This window comes from Glutamicibacter sp. AOP12-B1-11 (genome assembly GCF_052379245.1).
GTDB lineage: Bacteria > Actinomycetota > Actinomycetes > Actinomycetales > Micrococcaceae > Glutamicibacter.
Map to the genome: position 1 here is coordinate 35,295 of NZ_JBQSYL010000008.1, position 21,087 is coordinate 56,381.

The 21,087-nt window shown below is 64.6% G+C and carries 19 protein-coding genes and 1 tRNA gene; 1 reads left to right on the forward strand and 19 read right to left on the reverse strand.

The annotated features are described in order from the left end of the window. Positions 1–11: 11 nt before the first annotated feature. From ACT3UQ_RS06295 to argS, 15 genes are all read right to left on the reverse strand, one after another. Positions 12–824: a F0F1 ATP synthase subunit delta gene (locus ACT3UQ_RS06295; protein ID WP_105554266.1), complete on the reverse strand. Its 813-nt coding sequence runs from the start codon at positions 822–824 to the stop codon at positions 12–14. Next, the gene (locus ACT3UQ_RS06300) at positions 824–1,378 is read right to left on the reverse strand and encodes a F0F1 ATP synthase subunit B (RefSeq protein ID WP_096283894.1); all 555 of its coding nucleotides are present in this window, start codon (positions 1,376–1,378) and stop codon (positions 824–826) included. Before ACT3UQ_RS06300 ends, ACT3UQ_RS06295 begins: the two co-directional genes overlap by 1 nt. 82 nt (positions 1,379–1,460) lie before the next feature. Continuing rightward, positions 1,461–1,673 carry an ATP synthase subunit C gene (locus ACT3UQ_RS06305; RefSeq protein WP_013348621.1) on the reverse strand — a complete coding sequence of 71 codons (213 nt, stop codon included), beginning with the start codon at positions 1,671–1,673 and terminating at the stop codon, positions 1,461–1,463. A 103-nt stretch (positions 1,674–1,776) separates the two neighbouring features. Beyond that, positions 1,777–2,568 (reverse strand): F0F1 ATP synthase subunit A, encoded by a 792-nt coding sequence (gene atpB, locus ACT3UQ_RS06310; protein ID WP_105554267.1) that lies wholly within the window; start codon positions 2,566–2,568, stop codon positions 1,777–1,779. Between the two features lie 286 nt (positions 2,569–2,854). After that, the gene (locus tag ACT3UQ_RS06315; RefSeq protein WP_105554268.1) at positions 2,855–3,289 is read right to left on the reverse strand and encodes a hypothetical protein; all 435 of its coding nucleotides are present in this window, start codon (positions 3,287–3,289) and stop codon (positions 2,855–2,857) included. A gap of 145 nt (positions 3,290–3,434) precedes the next feature. After that, on the reverse strand, positions 3,435–4,553 hold the full coding sequence (locus ACT3UQ_RS06320) for an MraY family glycosyltransferase (RefSeq protein WP_105554269.1): 1,119 nt from the start codon (positions 4,551–4,553) through the stop codon (positions 3,435–3,437). Continuing rightward, a complete protein-coding gene (locus tag ACT3UQ_RS06325; protein ID WP_105554270.1) occupies positions 4,550–5,236 on the reverse strand; it encodes an L-threonylcarbamoyladenylate synthase in 687 nt (228 codons plus the stop codon). The genes ACT3UQ_RS06320 and ACT3UQ_RS06325 overlap by 4 nt, the downstream gene beginning before the upstream one ends. A 4-nt stretch (positions 5,237–5,240) precedes the next feature. Continuing rightward, on the reverse strand, positions 5,241–6,113 hold the full coding sequence (gene prmC / locus ACT3UQ_RS06330) for a peptide chain release factor N(5)-glutamine methyltransferase (RefSeq protein WP_444636702.1): 873 nt from the start codon (positions 6,111–6,113) through the stop codon (positions 5,241–5,243). A gap of 18 nt (positions 6,114–6,131) precedes the next feature. Continuing rightward, the gene (gene prfA, locus ACT3UQ_RS06335) at positions 6,132–7,208 is read right to left on the reverse strand and encodes a peptide chain release factor 1 (protein WP_105554272.1); all 1,077 of its coding nucleotides are present in this window, start codon (positions 7,206–7,208) and stop codon (positions 6,132–6,134) included. A gap of 148 nt (positions 7,209–7,356) precedes the next feature. Further along, positions 7,357–9,690 (reverse strand): transcription termination factor Rho, encoded by a 2,334-nt coding sequence (gene rho, locus ACT3UQ_RS06340; protein WP_444636704.1) that lies wholly within the window; start codon positions 9,688–9,690, stop codon positions 7,357–7,359. 330 nt (positions 9,691–10,020) lie between these two features. After that, positions 10,021–10,953, reverse strand: a complete 933-nt coding sequence (thrB, locus tag ACT3UQ_RS06345; protein ID WP_105570136.1) for a homoserine kinase — start codon at positions 10,951–10,953, stop codon at positions 10,021–10,023. Between the two features lie 104 nt (positions 10,954–11,057). Continuing rightward, positions 11,058–12,158 carry a threonine synthase gene (gene thrC, locus ACT3UQ_RS06350; protein WP_444636706.1) on the reverse strand — a complete coding sequence of 367 codons (1,101 nt, stop codon included), beginning with the start codon at positions 12,156–12,158 and terminating at the stop codon, positions 11,058–11,060. Next, positions 12,159–13,448, reverse strand: a complete 1,290-nt coding sequence (locus tag ACT3UQ_RS06355; protein ID WP_444636708.1) for a homoserine dehydrogenase — start codon at positions 13,446–13,448, stop codon at positions 12,159–12,161. Continuing rightward, the gene (lysA, locus tag ACT3UQ_RS06360) at positions 13,449–14,870 is read right to left on the reverse strand and encodes a diaminopimelate decarboxylase (protein ID WP_444636710.1); all 1,422 of its coding nucleotides are present in this window, start codon (positions 14,868–14,870) and stop codon (positions 13,449–13,451) included. Between the two features lie 5 nt (positions 14,871–14,875). Then, positions 14,876–16,516 carry an arginine--tRNA ligase gene (gene argS, locus ACT3UQ_RS06365; protein WP_444636712.1) on the reverse strand — a complete coding sequence of 547 codons (1,641 nt, stop codon included), beginning with the start codon at positions 16,514–16,516 and terminating at the stop codon, positions 14,876–14,878. Positions 16,517–16,669: 153 nt separating this feature from the next. Between argS and ACT3UQ_RS06370 the strand changes: the two genes are divergently transcribed. Next, a tRNA-Arg gene (locus ACT3UQ_RS06370) sits at positions 16,670–16,745 on the forward strand. A gap of 81 nt (positions 16,746–16,826) precedes the next feature. Here the strand turns inward: ACT3UQ_RS06370 and ACT3UQ_RS06375 are convergent. The 4 genes from ACT3UQ_RS06375 to ACT3UQ_RS06390 form a co-directional block, all read right to left on the reverse strand. Next, positions 16,827–17,855 (reverse strand): CobW family GTP-binding protein, encoded by a 1,029-nt coding sequence (locus ACT3UQ_RS06375; RefSeq protein ID WP_444636714.1) that lies wholly within the window; start codon positions 17,853–17,855, stop codon positions 16,827–16,829. 187 nt (positions 17,856–18,042) lie between these two features. Beyond that, on the reverse strand, positions 18,043–18,834 hold the full coding sequence (locus ACT3UQ_RS06380; protein ID WP_105554279.1) for an ABC transporter ATP-binding protein: 792 nt from the start codon (positions 18,832–18,834) through the stop codon (positions 18,043–18,045). Next, entirely contained in the window at positions 18,827–19,747 is a 921-nt protein-coding gene (locus ACT3UQ_RS06385; protein WP_444636716.1) for an ABC transporter permease, read from the reverse strand. The genes ACT3UQ_RS06380 and ACT3UQ_RS06385 overlap by 8 nt, the downstream gene beginning before the upstream one ends. Positions 19,748–19,846: 99 nt before the next feature. Further along, on the reverse strand, positions 19,847–20,854 hold the full coding sequence (locus tag ACT3UQ_RS06390; protein ID WP_105554281.1) for an ABC transporter substrate-binding protein: 1,008 nt from the start codon (positions 20,852–20,854) through the stop codon (positions 19,847–19,849). Between the last annotated feature and the right edge of the window lie 233 nt (positions 20,855–21,087).

Consider the following 21,087-nt stretch of genomic DNA (forward strand, 5'->3'; position numbering starts at 1 on the left):
ACCGAAAATTCCTAGCTAGCCAGTGCGCGGCGCAAATCGGCCACGCGTGATGCCACGGAAGCGTCGACAACTTCGTCGCCAACCTTGACCACCAATCCGCCGACCAACTTTGGGTCGATGGAGGTGTTGAGGTTCAGCTCGCGAGCGTAGAACTTGTTCAAGCCCTGCTGAAGTCGCTGAAGCTGAGTCTCGGAAAGCTGGACAGAGCTGGTCACCGTAGCGATCCAGCGCTGCTGGCGCTTGGCCACCAACTCAACGAAACGTTCCACCAAGGCCATTGGCTTGAGCCCACGAGGAGCTGCCACCGCTTGCTGGATCAATACCTTCGAGGTTCGCGACGCGTTAGGCACGAGCTTGAGCGCCAGGGCGCTCTTTGCTTCGGCTGGGGCCTGCGCCTCATCCAACGCACGCTGTAGTTCATGGTTAGAACGAACTACCTCGATGAAGGAGAACAGATCCTGCTCCAGCTTGGCCAGCCCCGAAGCGCCGTCCTGCTGCTCTGCCACCGCGGTGACCGCGGTGACTGCCAGCGTTTCGAGCGCATCGCTAATGTCGCGTTCCGAGCTCCAGCGGTACGAAGCCAACTCTGCGACGATTGCTTCGGCGTCAGCCGAAACCTTTCCGCGCAACAGCTGGGCCAGAAGGCCTGCCTTAGCGGCAGCTTCACGTGCTGGATCAGTCAATGCGCGGCGAAGACCGGCATTTGCATCCAGTACTTCCAGGACCGCGAACAGATCCTTCGGCAGATCAACAGATGCCTGCGCCAGCTTTGGTTCCAAGAACTCCAAGGCCTTTGCCAATGACTCGCTCGATACACTTGCCATTAGTTCGATGCACCTGCATTCTGCTGAGCTTCCAAATCGGTCAGGAACGAATTAACCACGCGCTGTGCACGGGTATCGTCCTGCAGAGCTTCGTCAACAATCTTGCTTGCAAGCTCGGTGGCCAAAGAGCCAACATCGCTGCGAAGCGAAGCAAGGGCGCTGGTGCGCTCTGCTTCGATCTGACGCTGAGCCTGCTCGGTGATACGAGTAGCCTCATCGGTTGCTTTGGTCTTCAGATCGGCAAGGATCTGTGCACCTTCACTACGTGCTTCCTCACGGATGCGGTTAGCTTCGGTGCGCGCTTCCAGAAGCTGGGCCTTGTACTGAGCCAAGGTCTCCTCTGCTTCTTTCTGAGCGGCCTCAGCCTTCTCAAGTCCACCTTCGATCGCGGTGACGCGATCTTCATAGGACTGCTCAAACTTCGGAGCAATCACCTTGATGACGATGAAGAGCAATACCGCGAAGCCAACGCCCGTGACGAGAATCTCCCACGGGTTCGGCAACAGCGGGTTAACCGATTCGCCCGCAGCGAGGATGAATTCAGTGCTGTTCATTCTCACTATTCCTATCTACTAGTTTCCGCATGTGTGTACGCCTCGCAACAGTGGCGAGGCCACTACTACAGTCGCGAAAAGACTAGGCGCCGATAACGAAAGCGAAAACCAGGCCCAAAATTGCAAGTGCTTCGGCAAGTGCGAAGCCAAGCATTGCGATTGGCTGCAGGATGCGCTGAGCTTCTGGCTGACGTGCAACACCATTGATGTAAGCAGCGAAGATCAAGCCCACGCCAATTGCCGAACCGATTGCAGCCAGGCCGTAGCCGATCATATTCAGGGAGCCATGCAACATGTGATTATGTTCCTTTCAAGATACCGAACTTTTGCCGGTAGGTTGTGAGGTATTCCTTGAGCGACTCAAGGAAGATCTTTAGTGGTTAGAAGAAGTGTTGGCCTTAGTGGGCGTCGGCTTCAATTGCACCCTGGAGGTAGATCGCGGTAAGCAAGGCGAAAACGAACGCCTGCAGCACCATGATCAGCAGTTCCAGGAAGTACATTGCGACCGATCCGAGGATGACCAAGATGCCAAGACCATTCATAGCCAAGGAATCCTGAACAACGATCAGGTGACGTGCGCCGGCAGCTGCCAGCATCACGATCATGTGACCGGCCAGCATCGTTGCCATCAAACGCAGCGAGTGCGTCAGTGGGCGAACGATGAAGTTAGAGATGATTTCCAGTGGAATCATCAGTGGCATGATCCAGCCCGGAACACCGGATGGAACGACGGCCAACTTGAAGTAGCGAATACCATGATTCTTCAAACCCACGGCAATCCAGGTGCCGTAGATGATGATGGCCATCGCGTATGCAGAACCAGCGTGTGAGAACGATGGAATCTGCAGGAACGGAATTGCTCCGAAGAGGTTGTTCAGCAGGACGAAGAAGAAGGTCGCGAACAGCAGAGGAATCCAAGGACGGAAGTTCTTCTCACCAATGATGTCGCGGCCAATTCCGTTACGCACGAAGGCGTAGCCGGACTCGGCGAGGTACTGCGTCTTGCTTGGAACCAGCTTCGGGTTCTTGATGGCCGCGGTGAAGAACCAAGTAATGAGCACGATCGAAAGCACGATCATGAGCATCTGCTTGCCGAAACCGGTGCCGTACTCAACCATCCAAGGGAAAATATCTGGGAGGTGAGTATCGGATACGGATGGCGGAATGAATCCGCCTTCTTCTGAGGCCATTGGGAGCGCAAACGCGAACAACGCGCTGTCCTCTCTGCAGTAACGGTCACGGGCAAAAGGCGGTGACTGGCGGTAACTGCCTCTCACCTTGTGAAGAAAAAATCAAACGGGTTCCATCAACGCTTTTGCATAGCACATCGACGTTGATGAAGTGCCACCCTCAGGTTCCCCTGAGAATGCCTTTCGGAGACGGCCCCTCGTATTTAAACGAATTGCCGAAAATGACCCGTAGTAAGCCTATCAAACTCACAGCTCACCCATGACATAAACGTCGCGGGCTAAATGTCTATGACTCGTTGTAGATGGCAAGGCGCGTCTTCATGAAGGCGCGAACCTCGCCGACCTGCCAGGCAACGAGTGAGACCGCAGCTGCGAGCACGAATCCCTGACGGTTGACCCATTCGGGCAACCCCAGGTTCAACAGCACGAAGGCAATGCCAAATACCTTGATGACGAATGTTCCCAGAAACGCGGGCATCGCCCACGTGCTGCGGATTCGTCCGGCGGCCTCAGCAATCAAGATGCTGACGGCGAAGAAGCCGATCACTAAGCCGGCGGCAAACGCCCCGGAAAGTGCGTATCGCAAATCTGCAAGCAGCCACGAAATCAGGAAAAATGCGGCCGTTGCGATCAACGAGTACAGCACGGAGATACCAAGAATTGGCAGCCAGATGGACTTCGGAGCGGCAGAGGCGGTTATGCGGTCAGAACGTGAATTCATCTCCGCATCCTCCTCTGTTCACTTTCGACGATCCATCGGGCACCGGATGATGCTGATGATACTCATTTCCCCCGCGCGGTTATTGCCCTCGCGGGAGATGATCCACCATGAATTCTACACGAGATAGAAACTGCTTGGGTTCTGGTTACTTCCCGAGCTTGGCTCGAAGGTTGGTGTAACGCACCGAGACCAGCGGCCACCAGGTGAGCAAGGCGGCTCCGATAACCAGAATCACGATGACCGGAATCAAGATGACCAGCGGTATGAAGGCGATCGATACGACCGTAGCGGCCACCAATGCCGCCCAGATGTAGAGCAACACCACACTTTTGCGCACCGAGTGGCCCTGGGAGAGCATGCGGTGGTGGATGTGCTTGGAATCCGGGGAGAAGGGCGAGCGCTTGTTGAGCAGGCGGCGCACCACCGAGAGGCTCAGATCGAGCACCGGCAGGAAGACGATCACCATCGGCAGCACCATCGGCATGTAGGCCGGCACATTGCGGAAACGATGGGCATCGAGCCCCTGCACGTCGCCGGTGACCGCGATGGCCGAAACCGACAGGATCAGCCCGATGGTCAGCACCCCGGTCTCCCCCATGAAGATGTTCGCGGGGTTGAAATTATGTGGCAGGAATCCCACACACGCACCGAGTAACAAAGCGCAAAGCAGCGCTCCGACATTCGCGTAGTCATCGGCACTCACATGGGTGGCCAGGATGTAGGAGTAGAGGAAGAAGGTGGCCGCGCCGATAGCGGCCAGGCCCGCGGCGAGCCCGTCGAGCCCGTCGGAGAAGTTGATGGCGTTCATGGTCAGCACGACCAGAAACACCGTCAGGGCTCCCTGTGCCCAGGGCTCCTCGATCCGCCAGGTGCCAACCGGCAGCGAGCGGATCAGGATGCCGTGTCCGGCGATCACCGCGCCGATGGCCACCTGGCCTGCCGCCTTGTAGTACCAGCGCAGGTCGCCGACGTCATCCCACAGTCCGAGCAGCGCGATCATCACCAGTGCGATGGCGATGCCGCGGATGGTCAGCCCGTTTTCGAAGACCCCGGCGAAGAAGCTGAAGTGGCTGGCCAGCCAGAGCCCGGCGCCGAAGGCGATCATGATCGCCAACCCGCCGAATTTCACGATCGGCGCGTTGTGCTGGTCGCGTTCGCGCACCATTTGGCTGCGGGTGAAGCGGTGGCCGATCGAACGGATGATCGGGGTCAGCAAAAAGGAGGTGGCGAAGCTGAACGCGATCAGCAGGACGTAGCTTCTCATGCGTCCTGGCTCGGAGCCTGGGGCTCCACATCCGCAATGTTCGGGACCACGACGCGCAGTTCGCCGATGTCGATGGCGCCGGCGCGGACCACGCGGAGGGTCTCGCCGGTGGCGTCGACGATGGTCGAAGGCAGGGTGGCGCCGCCATCGGAGCTGCCGCGCGCGCCGCCGTCGAGGTACACGTCCACGCTCTCGCCGAGCTGCGCGATCGCCTCGTCCACGGTGGTCGCCGCCGGCTGGCCGGTGCGGTTGGCCGAGGAGACGGCCAGCGGTCCGGTGGCGCCGAGCAGTTCCAGCGCGGTGTCGTCGTTGGGCACGCGCAGCGCGACGGTGCCGCGGGTCTCCCCCAGATCCCAGGTCAGCGAGGGCTGTGCCTGCAGGATGAGGGTCAGTGCGCCGGGCCAGAAGGCCTCGGCGAGCTTGCGGGCTTCATCGGGGATGTCCCGGGCGAGCCCGTCCATGGTGGCGACCTGGGCGATCAGCACGGGAGGCGGCATATTGCGTGAGCGGCCCTTGGAGGCCATCAGCATGGCGACGCCCTGCGGGCTGAATGCGTCGGCGCCGATCCCGTAGACGGTGTCGGTGGGTAGGACGATGCAGCGCTTCTCGCCGAGGGTTTCCTTGGCTGCGGTGATCGCTGCGGCGCGCTGCTCTGCGTTGCTGACATCAAATGTTGTGCTCACGGGTTTATTCTTTCATGCGGTCGGAGGATAACGGGGCAAGGCCGCTGGTGGCTCGTGCCCGTCCGGTGAGGTCTTGGTGCCCGGTAACCGCCTCGAAACCCAGTTCGGCCAGCATCGCGGCGGCGCTGGCGGCTTGCACCTCCGCGTGTTCCATCACGTACATGCCGCCCGGGCGCAGCAGCCGCAGGGCTTCGGCGGAAACCTCCCGCGGGATCCGCAGCCCGTCGCTGCCCAGCCCGTACAGCGCCATCTGCGGGTCGTGCTCGCGCACCTCGACCTCGCGCGGGATCGCGTTGGGCGGGATGTACGGCGGGTTCGAAATCACCAGGTCCATGGTTCGGTGCAGGGCAACGGGCAGCTGCGCCGCGTCCTGGTGCAGGACTCTCACGCCCAGCGGTTCGCAGTTCGCCCGGGTATAGCCGATCGCCTCGGCGGAGAGTTCCACCGCCCACACGGTGGATGCGCTCAGTTCGGTGGCCAGCGCGGCGGCGATCGCCCCGGACCCGGAGCACAGGTCTACACAACGTGAACCTTGTAGCGAGCCGATGAAGTCCAGGCCTACCTGCACCACCGACTCGGTTTCCGGGCGCGGCGAGAATACCCCGGGCCCGACCTGCAGGGTCAGGTAGCGGAAATGGCCCTCTCCGGTCAGGTGCTGCAGCGGGATGCGCCGCGCCCGTCGGTCTACAAGGTCCAGATATTGTGCGTACTGTGCCTCGTCGAGGTTTTCCCCGCGCAGCTCGCGCAATTTGAGCTCGGCACGGCTGTCCCCGGTGACGAAGCACAGCAAGAGGTCGGCATCGACGCCGGGGCTTGGCACCCCGGCGTCGGAGAGAACCGCGGCGGCGGCCCGCCGCGCGGTATTCAGCTGCTCCACGCTATGGCTCTTTGCCGCTTAGCGTTCGCCCAGCGCCGCCAGGCGCTCTTCTTCATCGAGCTGGATGCAGGATTCGATCACCGGAGCCAACTCGCCGTCCATCACCGCATCCAGGTTGTACGCCTTGTAGCCGGTGCGGTGATCCGCGACGCGGTTTTCCGGGTAGTTGTAGGTGCGGATGCGCTCGGAACGGTCCATGGTGCGGATCTGGCTGGCACGCACGGCGGAGTTCTCTTCGTCGATGATCTGCTGCTGGTGGGCCAGCAGGCGCGAACGCAGCACGCGCATCGCGGCTTCCCGGTTCTGGATCTGCGACTTCTCGTTCTGCATGGCGACCACGATGCCGGTGGGGATGTGGGTCAGGCGCACCGCGGAGTCGGTGGTGTTCACGGACTGCCCGCCGGGGCCGGAGGAACGGTACACGTCGACCTTCAGGTCGTTCGCGTGGATGTCCACCTCTTCGGGCTCGTCCACCTCGGGCAGCACCAGCACGCCGGCGGCCGAGGTGTGGATGCGGCCCTGGGACTCGGTCTGCGGCACGCGCTGCACGCGGTGCACGCCGCCCTCGAACTTCAGCTGCGCGTAGACGCCTTCGGCCGGGTCGTTGGACTTGCCCTTGATCGCCACCTGGGCGTCCTTGTAGCCGCCCAGATCGGACTCGTTGAAGGAGATCATCTCCACCTTCCAGCCCTTGTGCTCGGCGAAGCGGGTGTACATGCGCAGCAGGTCTGCGGCGAACAGCGCCGCCTCGTCGCCGCCTTCGCCGCCCTTGACCTCCAGGATCACGTCGCGTGCGTCGTTCGGGTCGCGCGGGATCAGCAGGCGGCGCAGCTTCTCCTCCAGCTCGGGCAAGGCCACCTTGAGGGTTTCAACCTCTTCGGCGAACTCCGGATCCTCATCGGCCATTTCCTGCGCGGCTTCCAGATCCTCGGTGGCCTGCTTCCACTTGTTGTACGCGTCGACGATGCCCTTGAGCTGAGCCGAACGTCGTCCGAGCTTGCGGGCCTTGGCCTGGTCGGCGTAGACTGCTGGGTCTGAAAGCTCCGCCTGAATCGCGGCGTGCTCCTCAAGTAGCGTCTTGACGGATTCAAACATGTTGGCTGTTCTTCCTGTTATGCGTTGCCCGGCCCACGGATCGTGCGTCGCGCGCTGTAGTCAAAGTCTATGTCGTGTGACGCGCCGATGGCGTCCAGGCGGTCGGCGTGAAATGCCGACTGCCTGAACGCCATGGCGGTCAGGGGTGCTAATCCTTGTTGGGAGTGGTCTTGTTGACCAGCATCAAGAATTCGGCGTTCGATTCGGTTTCGCGAATCTTGCCGGTGAGCACCTCGAGGGCCTGCTGCGGATCGATGCCCGAGAGCATCCGGCGCAGGCGCCACATGATGCGCACCTCTTCGGCGCTCATCAGCTGCTCTTCGCGGCGAGTCGAGGACTCGTTGACGTCGACCGCCGGGAAGATGCGCTTGTCGGCGAGCTTGCGCGAAAGGCGCAGCTCCATGTTGCCGGTGCCCTTGAACTCCTCGAAGATGACCTCGTCCATCTTGGACCCGGTCTCCACCAGCGCGGTGGCCAGAATGGTCAGCGAGCCGCCGTTCTCGATATTGCGGGCGGCACCGAAGAAGCGCTTCGGCGGGTACAGCGCGGCCGAATCCACACCGCCGGACAGGATACGTCCGGAAGCAGGAGCGGCCAGGTTGTACGCACGGCCCAGGCGGGTCATCGAGTCAAGCAAGACCACGACGTCCATGCCCATTTCCACCAGGCGCTTGGCGCGCTCGATGGCGAGCTCGGCGACGGTGGTGTGGTCATCTGCCGGACGGTCGAAGGTGGAGGCGATGACCTCGCCCTTCACGGTGCGCTGCATGTCGGTGACTTCTTCGGGACGCTCATCAACGAGCACCATCATCAGGTGCACTTCTGGGTTGTTGATGGTGATCGCGTTCGCGATAGCCTGCAGGATCAGGGTCTTGCCGGCCTTCGGAGGCGAAACGATCAGGCCACGCTGGCCCTTGCCGATCGGGGCGACCAGGTCGATCACACGTGGGCCGACCAGCTTCGGATCGGTTTCCAGGCGCAGGCGCTCGGTTGGGTACAGCGGGACGAGCTTGTTGAACTCGACGCGCTCCTTGTTGTCTTCGGGCTTCTTGCCGTTCACCGAAGTCAGCTGCACCAGGGCGTTGAACTTCTGGCGCGGATTCGGGGTTTCGCCATCGCGTGGAGCGCGGACCGCACCGACGATCGCATCGCCCTTGCGCAGGTTGTACTTCTTGACCTGGCCCAGGGTGACGTAGATGTCGTTCTGGCCTGGCAGGTAACCGGAGGTGCGGACGAACGCGTAGTTCTCCAGCACGTCCAGGATGCCAGCCACCGGCAGCAAGACATCGTCTTCGCTCAGCTGTGGCTCGTCCAGGTCATCACGGCGGTTGCGGCGGTTGCGGTTGTTCCGGTCGTTGCGATCGTTACGATCATTGCGGTCGCTACGATCGCTGCGGTCGTTCCGGTCCCCGCGGTTGCGTTCGCGGCGGTTGCGGTTGCGTTCGCTGCGCTCGGCATTGCGGTCATTGCGATCGTTGGAACGCTCATTGCGGTCTTCGGAGTCGTTTGCGCCCTGCTCGTCGTTGCGCTCGTTGTTGCGGTCGCTATTGCGGTCGTTGCTGCGCTCACGCCGGTCATTGCGGTCGTTGGCGCGCTCGCCACGCTCTTCGCGCTCGTTGCGGTTGTTGCCGCGCTCTTCACGCTCGTTGCGGTTGTTGCCGCGTTCGCCGCGCTCTTCGCGATCGTTGCGGTCGGTATCGGCCTCGCTGCGCTCGGTGCGCTCGCCACGGTCGGCGTTGCGCTCGCGACGATTGGAATTGCGTTCCCGGCGGTTGCCGCGTTCGCGCCGCTCTTCGCGGGCCTCCGGCTGGTTTTCGCCCTCGGCGGCCGGGGCCGATGCGCCAGCATCTGCTTTGGCTTCCGCAGCGGCTTCGGTGTTCTCCGCGGCGACCGGTTCGGCCTTCGCACGCGAGTTACGACGCTGGCGTGGAGCCTGCGTCTGCTCGGCCTTCGCGGCCGGAGCCTGCTCGGCCGCTGGCTGCGGAGTTTCGCCGCCTTCGGCTGCCGGAGCGCTGATCTTGCCCGAGTCGGTGACGCGACGCGAGGTGCGACGTGCCCGCACTGGCTTTTCGGCCTGCTCGGTCTTCGGCTCTGCCGCAGCTGCCGGAGCTGCCGCCTGGGTCGAAGCCTCGCCCTGAGTTGGCGCTTCGGCCTCGGCCTTAGGTGCGCGACGACCGCGCGGGGCCTTGGCCGCCGCCTTCTTCGCAGGAGCCTTTTCGGCGGTTTCGCTCTGCTCCTTGGCCGGAGCCTTGGCTGCCTTGGCGGATTCCTTGCCGGTTTCCTTGGAGGCTACAGAGCCACCGCGCTGATGATCGCCAATGGATTTCACCAGATCGGCCTTGCGCATGCGCGATCCGCCGGTAATGCCTAGTTGGGAGGCCAGCTGCTGGAGCTGGGTCATCTTCAAAGAGGCCAGGCCGGCGCTCTTGGTTTCGGAAGTCTTAGTGTCCACGCCTTCGTTGAGGCTTGTGGTTTCGGTCACGAAAGTTCCTTCTGACTCGTAGGATGGGCTGGTTCAAGCAACCCACTGTGCCGTATGTATAGGCGTCACGACCGAGATTCGATGGTCGTCACGCCATCCAGGCCGCTCACGCTAAAAGATTGTGTAAGGCAAACGCTGGACTTAAAAGGTTGATATCTCGACGGCACGAGGAGTGCACAAACGTGGGATATCAGAGGTGCTGCGAACTGCAGAAAAGATCCGGAACGGCTGGACGAACGAAAGTTCGGTAAACCGATTTCGCCCGATCAACACTGGCCAAGTGGATTCATTACTGCGCAATGCGCTCAGCAATCCGGTCTGCCGTGAGTGTTACAGCACTTCTACTGTAACACCGTTCTTGGCCAGTTCGGGCACTTTAATGCTCCACGACACCGAAGATCCTGTGGCGAATGACTCGATTACGGCGCGGGCGGCCTGCAGCTGGGCCTCATCGGAGACCAGGGTCAAGATCGTGGGACCGGCCCCGGAGACCACCGCGGCCAGCGAATTCCCGCGCAAGGCGCGCAGCAGCGCGGCGCTTTCGGGCATGGCCACCGCCCGGTAGTCCTGGTGCAGGTAGTCCCGGGTTCCGCCGAGCAGCTGGCTTGGGTCATTGCTCAGCGCGTGGATGAGCAGCGCGGCGCTGGCGGAGTTCGCCGAGGCCTGCGCGTGGTCGATCTGCGCCGGCAGCACCCCGCGGGCGGCCTCGGTGGAGAGCCCGTTCGAGGGCACGGCGAGCACCGCGCGCACCGCCGGGTGCAGCGGCACGGCCACCGTGGTGAAGCTACCTGCCGCATCGGTGGTGGAAATGCTCAATCCCCCGTACACGGCCGGGGCCACGTTATCCGGGTGCCCCTCCCAGGCGGCGGCGGCCTGGAAGATGGCGTCGATGCCGCCGCGCGCATCTTCCGGGAGCAAGGCGTCGGCGGCGGCGAAGGCGGCAACGATGGCCGCGGCGGAGGATCCCATGCCGCGGGCATGCTCGATATTGTTCTCCGCCTTCAGCTCGATGCCCACCGGAGCGAAACCGCGCGCCTTCCAGTAGCCGTGCATCTGCGCGATGATCAGGTGCGACTCGTCCGTGGGCAGCGTGTCCGCGCCCTGCCCGGTCAGCGTCACGGAGCTCTGCTCTACCGTGCGGATTTCGAGGCGGTCGCGGTATTCCAGCGCCAGGCCCAGCGAGTCGAAGCCCGGGCCGAGGTTTGCACTGGTGGCCGGAGGGGCCACGATGAGGTGCTGGCCCAGGGCGATCTGCTGCGTCATGGTTCCTTCGAGAAGTTCGGGGTTCATCGGCGTATCAATCTTGGCTCGGATAGTGCTCGGCCCGCCGCATCGAGGGATGATGCGGCGGGCCGATGCTGCATTTTTTAGGCCAGGCCCAGGGCGGTGGCAACTTCGACCACGTCGAAGCCGACCTTGGTCGGTTCCACCGTGGTGCCGTCCGGGTTCTGCAGGGCCCAGTTCGGGTCCTTCAGGCCGTGGCCGGTGACGGTGATGACGATCTTCTTGCCCTTGGGCACGTTGCCGGCGCCGTGGTGCTTGATCAGCCCGGCAACCCCGGCGGCGGAACCAGGTTCCACGAACACGCCCTCGCGGGAGGAGAGCCAGCGGTGCGCGGCGAGGATTTCCTCGTCGGTCACCGAATCGATCTGTCCCCCGGATTCATCGCGCGCGGCCTCGGCCTGCTCCCAGCTGGCCGGGTTGCCGATGCGGATCGCGGTGGCGATGGTGTCCGGTTCGGTGACCGGGTGGCCCAGCACGATCGGCGCGGCGCCCGCGGCCTGGAAGCCCCACATGATCGGGGTCTTCGTGGAGACCGCCGGCAGCTTGCCGCCGGCCTGGGTGGTGTACTCGGCCGCGTACTCCTTGTAGCCCTTCCAGTAGGCGGTGATATTGCCCGCGTTCCCGACGGGAAGCACATGGTAGTCCGGGGCGTCGCCGAGGAAGTCGACGACCTCGAACGCGCCGGTCTTCTGGCCTTCGATGCGCGCCGGATTCACGGAGTTCACCAGGAACACCGGGTAGTTCTCGCTGAGCTTGCGGGCCACGTCCAGGCAGTTGTCGAAGTTGCCGTCGATCTGGATGATGTCCGCGCCGTGCGCGATCGCCTGGGACATCTTGCCCATGGAGATCTTGCCCTCCGGGACGAGCACCGCGCACTTCAGCCCGGCCTGCGTGGCGTAGGCCGCGGCGGAGGCGGAGGTGTTGCCGGTGGAGGCGCAGACCACGGCCTTGGCGCCGGCGGCCACCGCGGCGGTCATCGCCATGGTCATGCCGCGGTCCTTGAAGGAGCCGGTCGGGTTCATGCCCTCGACCTTGAGATAGACGCTCGATCCGGTCAATTCGCTCAGCGCCGGGGCGAAGACCAGCGGGGTCCCGCCTTCGCCGAGCGTGATGACCTGGGTGTTCTCATCGACCGGCAGCCGGTCGGCATATTCGCGGATGACTCCACGCCACTGATGCGCCACTTAGTTTCCTTCAACTCGCATTACGGATAGGACTGAATCCACCGCGTCCAGCGCGGTGAGCGCCGCCACGGTGGAGCTGAGCGCGGCCTCGGTGCCCTGGTGGGTGAGGATGCGCAGCTGGGCTGCCGCATCCGGCAGCGCCGCCTGCTGGTTCATGGATTCGATGGAGACCCCATGCTCGCCGAAGATCGCCGCGATGCGCGCGAGCACTCCGGGCTCGTCGGAGACGGTCAAGCCGATCCAGTAGCGCGTGGTGATCGCGGAGAAGTCCATCAGGCTCGCGGCGGCATCCGCGGAGCCATTGGGCAGCGGGGCCCCGGCGGCCAGCTGGCGGGTGACGGCGACTACGTCGCCCATCACGGCCGATGCGGTCGCGTTGCCGCCGGCTCCTGCGCCGTAGAACATCAGGTCCCCGGCGTTCTGCGCCTGGACGAACACCGCGTTGAACGCACCGTGCACGGTGGCCAGCGGGTGGTTGCGGTTTACCAGCGCCGGGTAGACGCGCACCGAAATGCCCTGCTCGGACTTCTCGGCGATGGCCAGCAGCTTGATCACGTAGCCGGCCGCGGCGGCGGCGGATACGTCGGCGGCGGTCACCTCGGTGATGCCCTCGGTGTGCACCTGGTCCGAGGAGACGGTGGTGTGGAAGGCCAGCGAAGCGAGGATCGCGGCCTTCGCGGCGGCATCGTGCCCGCCCACGTCGGCGGTCGGATCGGCCTCGGCATAACCCAGCGCCTGGGCTTCGGCAAGCACGTCGTCGAAGGCGGCGCCGGTGGTGTCCATCGCGTCGAGGATGAAGTTGGTGGTGCCGTTGACGATGCCCATCACCTTGGTGATGTGGTCCCCGGCCAGCGAATCGGCGATCGGGCGCAGGATCGGAATCGCCCCGGCCACCGCGGCCTCGTAGCGCAGCTGGGCGCCGGAGGCGGCGGCCAGCGCGTTCAATTCGGCGCCCCGGGCGGCGATCAGCGCCTTGTTCCCGGTGATCACGCTGGCCCCGCGGGCCAGCGCCCGGGAAATGTACTCCCCGGCCGGCTCCATGCCGCCGAGCAGCTCGATCACCACGTCGGCGCCGTCGATCAGCGCATTGGCATCGGTGGTGAACAATTGCTGGTCGAGCTGCACATCGCGCTTGGCCTCCAGGTTGCGCACGGCAATCCCGGTCAGTTCCAAACTCGCGCCGGAGCGGGCCGCCAGGGCGCCGCTGTCCTCGATCAGGATTCGTGCCACCTGGGCACCTACCGTGCCGCAACCCAGCAGGGCGACCTTCAGGCTTTTTTCACCGCTCACTTAAACTCCCATGTCACGGGCCAACAAATCGGATTCGGTTTCCCTGCGCACGATCAGACGGGCTTGGCCGTCGCGCACCGCAACCACCGCCGGACGGGTCAGGTAGTTGTAGTTGCTCGACAGCGCCCAGCAATAGGCGCCGGTGCCCGGAACCGCCAGCAAATCGGCGGCGGCTACGTCCTCGGGCAGGTAAACGTCATTCACGACTATGTCACCCGACTCGCAGTGTTTCCCAACTACGCGAGAAATAATCGCGTCGCTTTGCGTCACACGGTTGGCCAGCACGGCGCTGTAATCCGCGTCATAGAGCACCGGCCGGGCATTGTCGCTCATCCCGCCGTCCACCGACACGTAGCGCCGCGGCGCGGTGCCCCCGGCCCCGTCCTCGACGAACACGTCCTTGCGCACGCCCACCTCGTAGAGGGTGAAGGTCGAGGGCCCGGCGATGGCGCGGCCCGGTTCGATGGACAGGCGCGGGCAGTCGATGCCCAGCTGCGCGCAGGTCGCGGCGACCACCTCGGCCATCTGCCCGGCGAGCTTCGCCGGGGTGGAGGGGTGGTCGGCCTCGGTGTAGGCGATGCCGTAGCCGCCGCCCAGATCCAGTTCGGGCAGCGTGACCCCGTGGCGTTCGCGCACCTCGGCGAGGATGCCGAGCATCGTGCGCGCCACGATGGCGAAGCCCTCGGCGTCGAAGATCTGCGAGCCGATATGCGCGTGCAGGCCGAGCAGGTTGATGCCCGGGGCCTCCAGGGCGCGGGCGATGGCCGCCAGCGCCGGGGAGGTGCCGGTGGGCCCGGGCTGGATGGACAGCCCGAACTTCTGGTCCTCGTGCGCGGTGGCGATGGCCTCGTGGGTGGAGGCGTGCACCCCGGGGGTCAGGCGCAGCATCACCTGCGCCGTGACCCCCTCCGCGGCTGCGACCAAGATCACGCGTTCCAGCTCGTCCAGCGAGTCGATGACGATGCGTCCCACGCCCATGTGCAGGGCGCGGGCGATCTCCGGCACGGACTTGTTGTTCCCGTGCAGCGACAGCTTCGCCCCGGGCACTCCGGCGGCCTGGGCCACCGCGAGCTCGCCGCCGGAGCAGGTGTCCAGGCGCAATCCCTCGGCGGTGACCCAGCGGGCCACCTCGGTGCACAAGAACGCCTTGCCGGCGTAGTACACGTCCACCGCGCCGCACAGCTGCGCGAAGGCGGCATCGAAGGCGGTCTTGAACCCGCGGGCGCGGGCGCGGAAGTCGTTTTCGTCCAGCACGAACAGCGGGGTGCCGAATTCCCTGGCCAGTTCCGAGACCGCCACGCCCTGCACGGCCAGCTCGCCGTGGGCATCGCGGGAAACTCCGGAGGCCCACTGCACCTCGCGCAGCGCGTTGGGGTCGGCGGGGAAACTGAGCCAGGCCGGAGCCAGTGGTGAAGCGGTCATAAGAATTACATCCTCTCCGGGGCCGAAACGCCCAGCAGTCCGAGTCCGTTGGCCAGCACCTGGGTGGTGGCGTCGTTCAGCCACAACCGGGTGTGGTGCACTTCCTGCACCGGCTCGTCGCCCAGCGGGGTGACGCGGGTGGCCGCATACCAGGAGTGGTAGGCCCCGGCGACCTGCTCCACATAGCGGGCGATGCGATGCGGCTCGCGCGACTGCGCGGCCCCGGCGACCACCGAGGGGAATTGGCCGAGCACGGCCAGCAGTTCGTTCTCGCTCGGGTCGGTGAGCAGCGCCGCGTCGAAGCTCTCACGGGTGACGCCCTTGGCGACCGCGTTCGCCGAGGCGCCGAAGGAGCGCGCGTGGGCGTACTGCACGTAGAACACCGGGTTGTCGTTGGTGTTCTTCTTCAGCTGCTCCGGATCCAGCGCGATCGGCGAATCGGCCGGGTAGCGGGCCAGCGAGTAGCGCAGCGCGTCGGCGCCGATCCAGTTGATCAAATCGCGCAGCTCGATGATATTGCCCGCGCGCTTGGAGAGCTTGGCCCCGTTGACGGAAATCAGCTGGCCGATCAGCACCTCGATGTTTTTGTCCTTGTCGTCCCCGGCGCAGGCGGCGATGGCCTTCAGCCGGTTGACGTAGCCGTGGTGGTCGGCTCCGAGCAGGTAGATCTTCTCGCTGAAGCCGCGGTCCTTCTTGGACAGGTAGTAGGCGGCGTCGGCGGCGAAGTAGGTCGGTTCCCCGTTGGCGCGGATCAGCACCCGGTCCTTGTCGTCGCCGAAGTCGGTGGTGCGCAGCCAGACCGCGCCCTCCAGATCGAAGATGTGGCCCTGTTCGCGCAGCCGGGCGACGGCGTCCGCCACCGCACCGCCCTCATGCAGGGTGGATTCGGAGTAGAACACGTCGAAGTGCACGCCGAAGTCAGCCAGCGTGGACTTGATGTCCGCCAGCTGCGCGGTGTAGGCCAGTTCGCGCAGCTTGGGCAGCGCGGTGGCCTCGTCCTGCTCGGCAAGTTCCGGGGCGGCGGCCTGCACGATGTCGGCCAGTTCCTTGATGTACTCCCCCGGGTAGCCACCCTCGGGGACCGGCAGGCCATGCATGCGGTTGTACACCGAGCGGGCGAACACGTTCATCTGGTTGCCGGCGTCGTTGATGTAGTACTCGCTGGTCACCTCGGCGCCCGAGGCGCGCAGCACGCGGGCGATCGCGTCTCCCAGCGCCGCCCAGCGGGTGTGGCCGATATGCAGCGGGCCGGTGGGGTTGGCGGAGACGAATTCCATGTTGACCACGTGCCCGGCCAGCGCCTGGTTGTGCCCGAAGCCCGCCCCGGCCTCGACGATGGAGCGGGCCAGCTCGCCGGCGGCCGCCGCGTCCACGGTGATGTTCAGGAAGCCGGGTCCGGCGATCTCCACCGCGCCGACGCCCGGGACTTCGGAAAGCCGGCGCACCAGCATCTGCGCGAAGTCGCGCGGGGCCATGCCGGCCTTCTTGCCCAGTTGGAGCGCGATGTTGGTCGCCCAGTCGCCGTGCTCACGGCTTTTGGGTCGCTCGACGCGCACGGTGTCGGGTACCTCGACGGCGATTTCGCCGGCGGCTACGGCCTGCGTCAGGCATGCGGATATGGCAGCGGAGAGTTCTTCAGGAGTCACCGTTCAAGAATAGCGGTTTTTCGCAGGCATCTTGGGCATTGATGACTTTGCCCCCTGTGATGCTGCAGGCATCACCCGCGTTGGCGCGCCGCCGGGCCAATTGCGCAGATGGCGCTTTCACCTGATAGTATTTTTCCTGTTGCCCAGCAACATGCCTCTGTAGCTCAGTGGATAGAGCGTCTGCCTCCGGAGCAGAAGGCCGAAGGTTCGATTCCTTTCAGGGGCACCAGCAAAAAGGTTCCGCAGTCGCGGGGCCTTTTTCTTTTCCCCGCGCTCGCTCGATCGCTGCCCCGCCTCGGCAGGCTGGCGCTCAGGCGCTCAGCCGGGCATGGCGCTGCAGCCGGCGCATCCCTTCCGCGTCCGGACCCTGTGCCGGCCGCAGCGTTTGCGCTAGCGCTCCGCGCACCAGATGTTCATCGATCCCGACGCCGATGGCCACCAGCCCCGCAGCATCGCTTGAAGGATGCGCGGCCACATGGATATGGCGTCCGACCAGATTCACCGCCCAGGATTTCGCGCCGCGGGCCGTGGCCACCTGGACGATCCCCTTCAGCCGGTAGACCCCGGACGGCGGGCGCTCGAGCAGGTCCAGCAGCGCGCCGGCGGCGATGGGTGCGCCGGCGGTCACGCTCACCGAGGCGGCATGCTGGTGGGTGTGCGAGCCGTGTTCGGCCCGCATGAGCGCGCCGAGCGGCAGCTGGTCCTCGGGGTCTTCGGCCAGCGCCACGTCGAATACCAGCTCCGGGTCGATGGCCCCGCGCACCGCGTGCACCAGCGGCACGCGCGGATTGCGCAGGGCGATGCGCTCGGTGATGCGCTCAAGGACGTCGGCTTGGCCCGCGCCCGGGTGGGCTTCCTGCTCCAGCTGGTCGAGCTTGTTCAGCACCACCAGCGAGGCGGCCTCGAAACGCGCCGGCGGATCGGCATGGGTGTCCACCGTCTCGAAGTAGTTCGCCGCATCCACCACCTCGATCAGCCCGGCGGGGCGGATGTTCTTCGCCTGGCTGAAGCGGATCAGCCGGGCCAGGGACAGCGGCTCGGCCACCCCGCTGGCTTCGATGATGATCACGTCCAGCCGCAGCCGCGGTGCGGCGAGCCTGGACAGGGCCTCATCCAGCCCCCCGGAGTCGTCCAGGCAGCACACGCAGCCGCCGGCGATGGATTGCGCGGCGTCCACCTGCCCGGTGATCAGCCCGGCGTCGACGTTGATGGTCCCGAAATCGTTGACCACCACCCCGATGCGCGCCCCCGGGGTGCGCAGCAGGTGATTGAGCACGGTGGTTTTGCCGGCCCCCAAGTATCCGGTCAGCGCGATCACCGGAATCTGCCTGCGTGCCATCTATCCACCTGGACCTTTCATGCGGTGCTCGCCGGGGCTGCGGAAGCCGCGAGCGGGAAACATCAACCGCTCCAACCCTAGTACGCCCCGCGCCGCCGCGTTGTCCGGTTAAAGCACCGATGGCCGCCGGCGAACCCTGAACTACAGGGAACACCGGCGGCCAGCGGAGGCAAAAGCCAAGAAAAAGCTACTGCAGCATCGTGCGATCGTCGAGCTGCGCGCCCTTGATCTTCTCGAATTCGCCCAGCAGGCCCTTGACCGTCATCTTGCTCTTCGCCTCCTGGTCGAGGTCCAGGATGATCTGCCCGTCATGCATCATGATCAGCCTGGTGCCCAGGGCCAGCGCCTGTTCCATATTGTGCGTGACCATCAGCGTGGTCAGCGCATGGCGCTGCACGATCTCGTTGGTCAGCCGCGAGACCAGGGCCGCGCGCTGCGGATCCAGCGCGGCGGTGTGCTCATCGAGCAGCAGGATCTTCGGCTTGGAGAAGGTGGCCATCAGCAGGCTGAGCGCCTGGCGCTGGCCGCCCGAGAGCAGCCCGACCTTCGTCTTCAAGCGCTTTTCCAGCCCCAGCTCCAGGGACTTGAGCTCCTCGACGAACAGCTTCCGGCGCTTGGCGCCCACCCCCATGCCCAAACCGCGGAAGCGGCCGCGGGCGTGCGCCAGGGCCATATTCTCTTCGATGGTCATCGTCGGCGCGGTGCCGGCCATCGGATCCTGGAAGACCCGGCCGATGTACCTGGCGCGGGTGTAGTCGGCCATCTTGGTGACGTTCTTGCCGTCGACGGTGACCGTCCCGGTATCCGGGAAGAGCTTGCCGGCGACCATGTTCAGCACCGTGGACTTGCCCGCCCCGTTGGACCCGATGACGGTGACGAATTCGCCGGGTCCGAGGTTCAGGTTGATATTGCGCAGCGCCTTGCGCTCGTTGACGGTTCCCGGGAAGAAGGTCCGTGAGAGGTTGGAAATTTCAAGCATTGCTGCGCACCTCTTCCTGGATCGGCGCGGCGTCCGAATCCTTGCGTTTGAAGGTTTTCACGATCTTCTGGAAGCCCTTCCATTTCGGCAGCAGCAGCGCCACCACCACGAGCACCGCGGAGATCAGCTTCATGTCGTTGACCTCCAGCCCGGCGACTAGCGCGAACTGGATGACCAGCCGGTAGATGACCGCGCCGAAGACGACGGCCAGCGCGGCCAGCCAGATGTAGCGCTGGGTGAAGATGGCCTGGCCGACGATCACCGAGGCCAGCCCGATCAGGATCACGCCGATGCCCATGCCGACATCGGCGAAGCCCTGGTACTGGGCGATCGCCGCGCCGGAGAGGGCGACAAAGCCGTTGGACAGGGCCAGGCCCAGGATCTTCTGGTTATCGGTGCTCACCCCGAAGGAGCGGATCATCTCGTGGTTATCGCCCGTGGCGCGCATCGCCATGCCCATTTCGGTGTGCAGGAACCAGACGATCGCGGCCACGAAGATCAGTGCAACGGCGAAGAGGATCAGGATCGAGCCCGCGGAGCCGAGAATTCCCGCCGTGCGCAGCGGGCTGATCAGCGTGTCCTCGCCGAGCAGCGGCGTATTCGCCTTGCCCATGATGCGCAGGTTGATCGAATAGAGGGCGATCATCGTCAGAATACCGGCGAGCAGGCCGTCGATCTTGCCCTTGGTATGCAGCAGGCCGGTGATCGCGCCGGCGACCATGCCGGCGAAGAAGGCGAGCAGCGTGGCAAGCCAGGGGTTCATCCCGTTCACGATGCCCACCGAGGCGACGGCGGCACCGGTGGTGAAGCTGCCGTCGACGGTGAGGTCCGGGAAATCCAGGATGCGGAACGTCAGATATACCCCGAGCGCCATCAGGGCGTAGATGAGCCCGAGTTCAACCGCTGTGATCATAATTGGATCCTTGAGTTGTGGGAAAGTTCTTGGTCACGAGGAAGGCGAGGCGTCTACGTGCTCGCCTCGCCTTCCTCGCAGGTGGGTGGTGCTTTGGCCCTAGTAGGTTTCGACCGCCTCGGACTTCAGTTCCGCGGAGAACTCGATGCCGATCTTCTTCGCGGCGGTTTCGTTCAGGTACAGCTCCACCTCGGTGAGGGTTTCCACCGGCATGGTGGCCGGTTCCGCCTCGCCCTTGAGCAGCTTGTCCGCCATCATCGCGGTCTGCTCGCCGAGCTTCTCGTAGTTGATGCCGTAGGTGGCGGTGGCGCCACGCTTTACGGAGTCACCATCGGCGGCGATCACCGGGACCTTCTTGCCCTGCGCGGTCTGCAGCAGGCCTTCCAGCGCGGAGACTACCGCGTTGTCGGTGGGCACGTAGTAGGCGTCGACGTCCAGTGAGTTGGCCGCCTGCTGCACCTCGGAAGGCGCGGAGATGGCGGACTTCTCGATGGTCAGGCCGAGCTCGCCGGCGGCTTCCTCGGCCCACTGGACCTGGATGGCGGAGTTCGCCTCGCCCGAGGAGTAGACGATGCCGACCTTCTTCGCATCCGGGGAGAGCGTCTTGAGCAGTTCCAGCTGCTCCTTGACCGGGTTCTTGTCCGAGGTGCCGGTGACGTTGGCGCCCGGAGCCTCGTTGGAGGCCACCAGCTTCGCGTCCACCGGATCGGTGACCGCGGAGAAGAGCACCGGAATGCTGGTGATCGACTGGGCCGCGGCCTGCGCCGACGGGGTGGCGATCGCCAAGACCAGGTCGATGTCGCTGTCGGCCGCGAGCTTGCCGGCGATCGAGGCGTTGGTGGCCTGGTCGCCCTGCGCGTTGTTGTCGTCGTAGGAAATCTTGTCGCCGGTGTAGCCGGCGTCTTCCATGCCCTGCTTGAAGCCCTTGGTGACGGCGTCAAGGGATGGGTGCGAGACATACTGGAAAATGCCGATCTTGACCGGGCCCTCGGCGGCGGCTCCGCCGTCGCCGGAACCCTCGCTGCCGGTGTCCGAGCCGCAGGCGGTGAGCGCCAAGGCGCCGGTGGCAGCCACTGCGGCTAGTTTCAAAGCTGTGAATCGCTTCATGGTGATCCTTTCAACATGTTCCCTGTGCGAGTGATGTCCCTGTGCGCGTTGGCCCGGTAGCCAGCTCATCGGCGAAGACAAGCGAACCGGGAACTGCCCGAACCACGTGCAGGTGATTACCCACGATCTTACATGTGAAAGACCTCACTTCGCCGATGAACCCGGTGATGCCAAAGACGTTTGCCCCTTGATTCGGCCAATGCCGGACACAAGTGGGCATTTGGCGTGCTCTC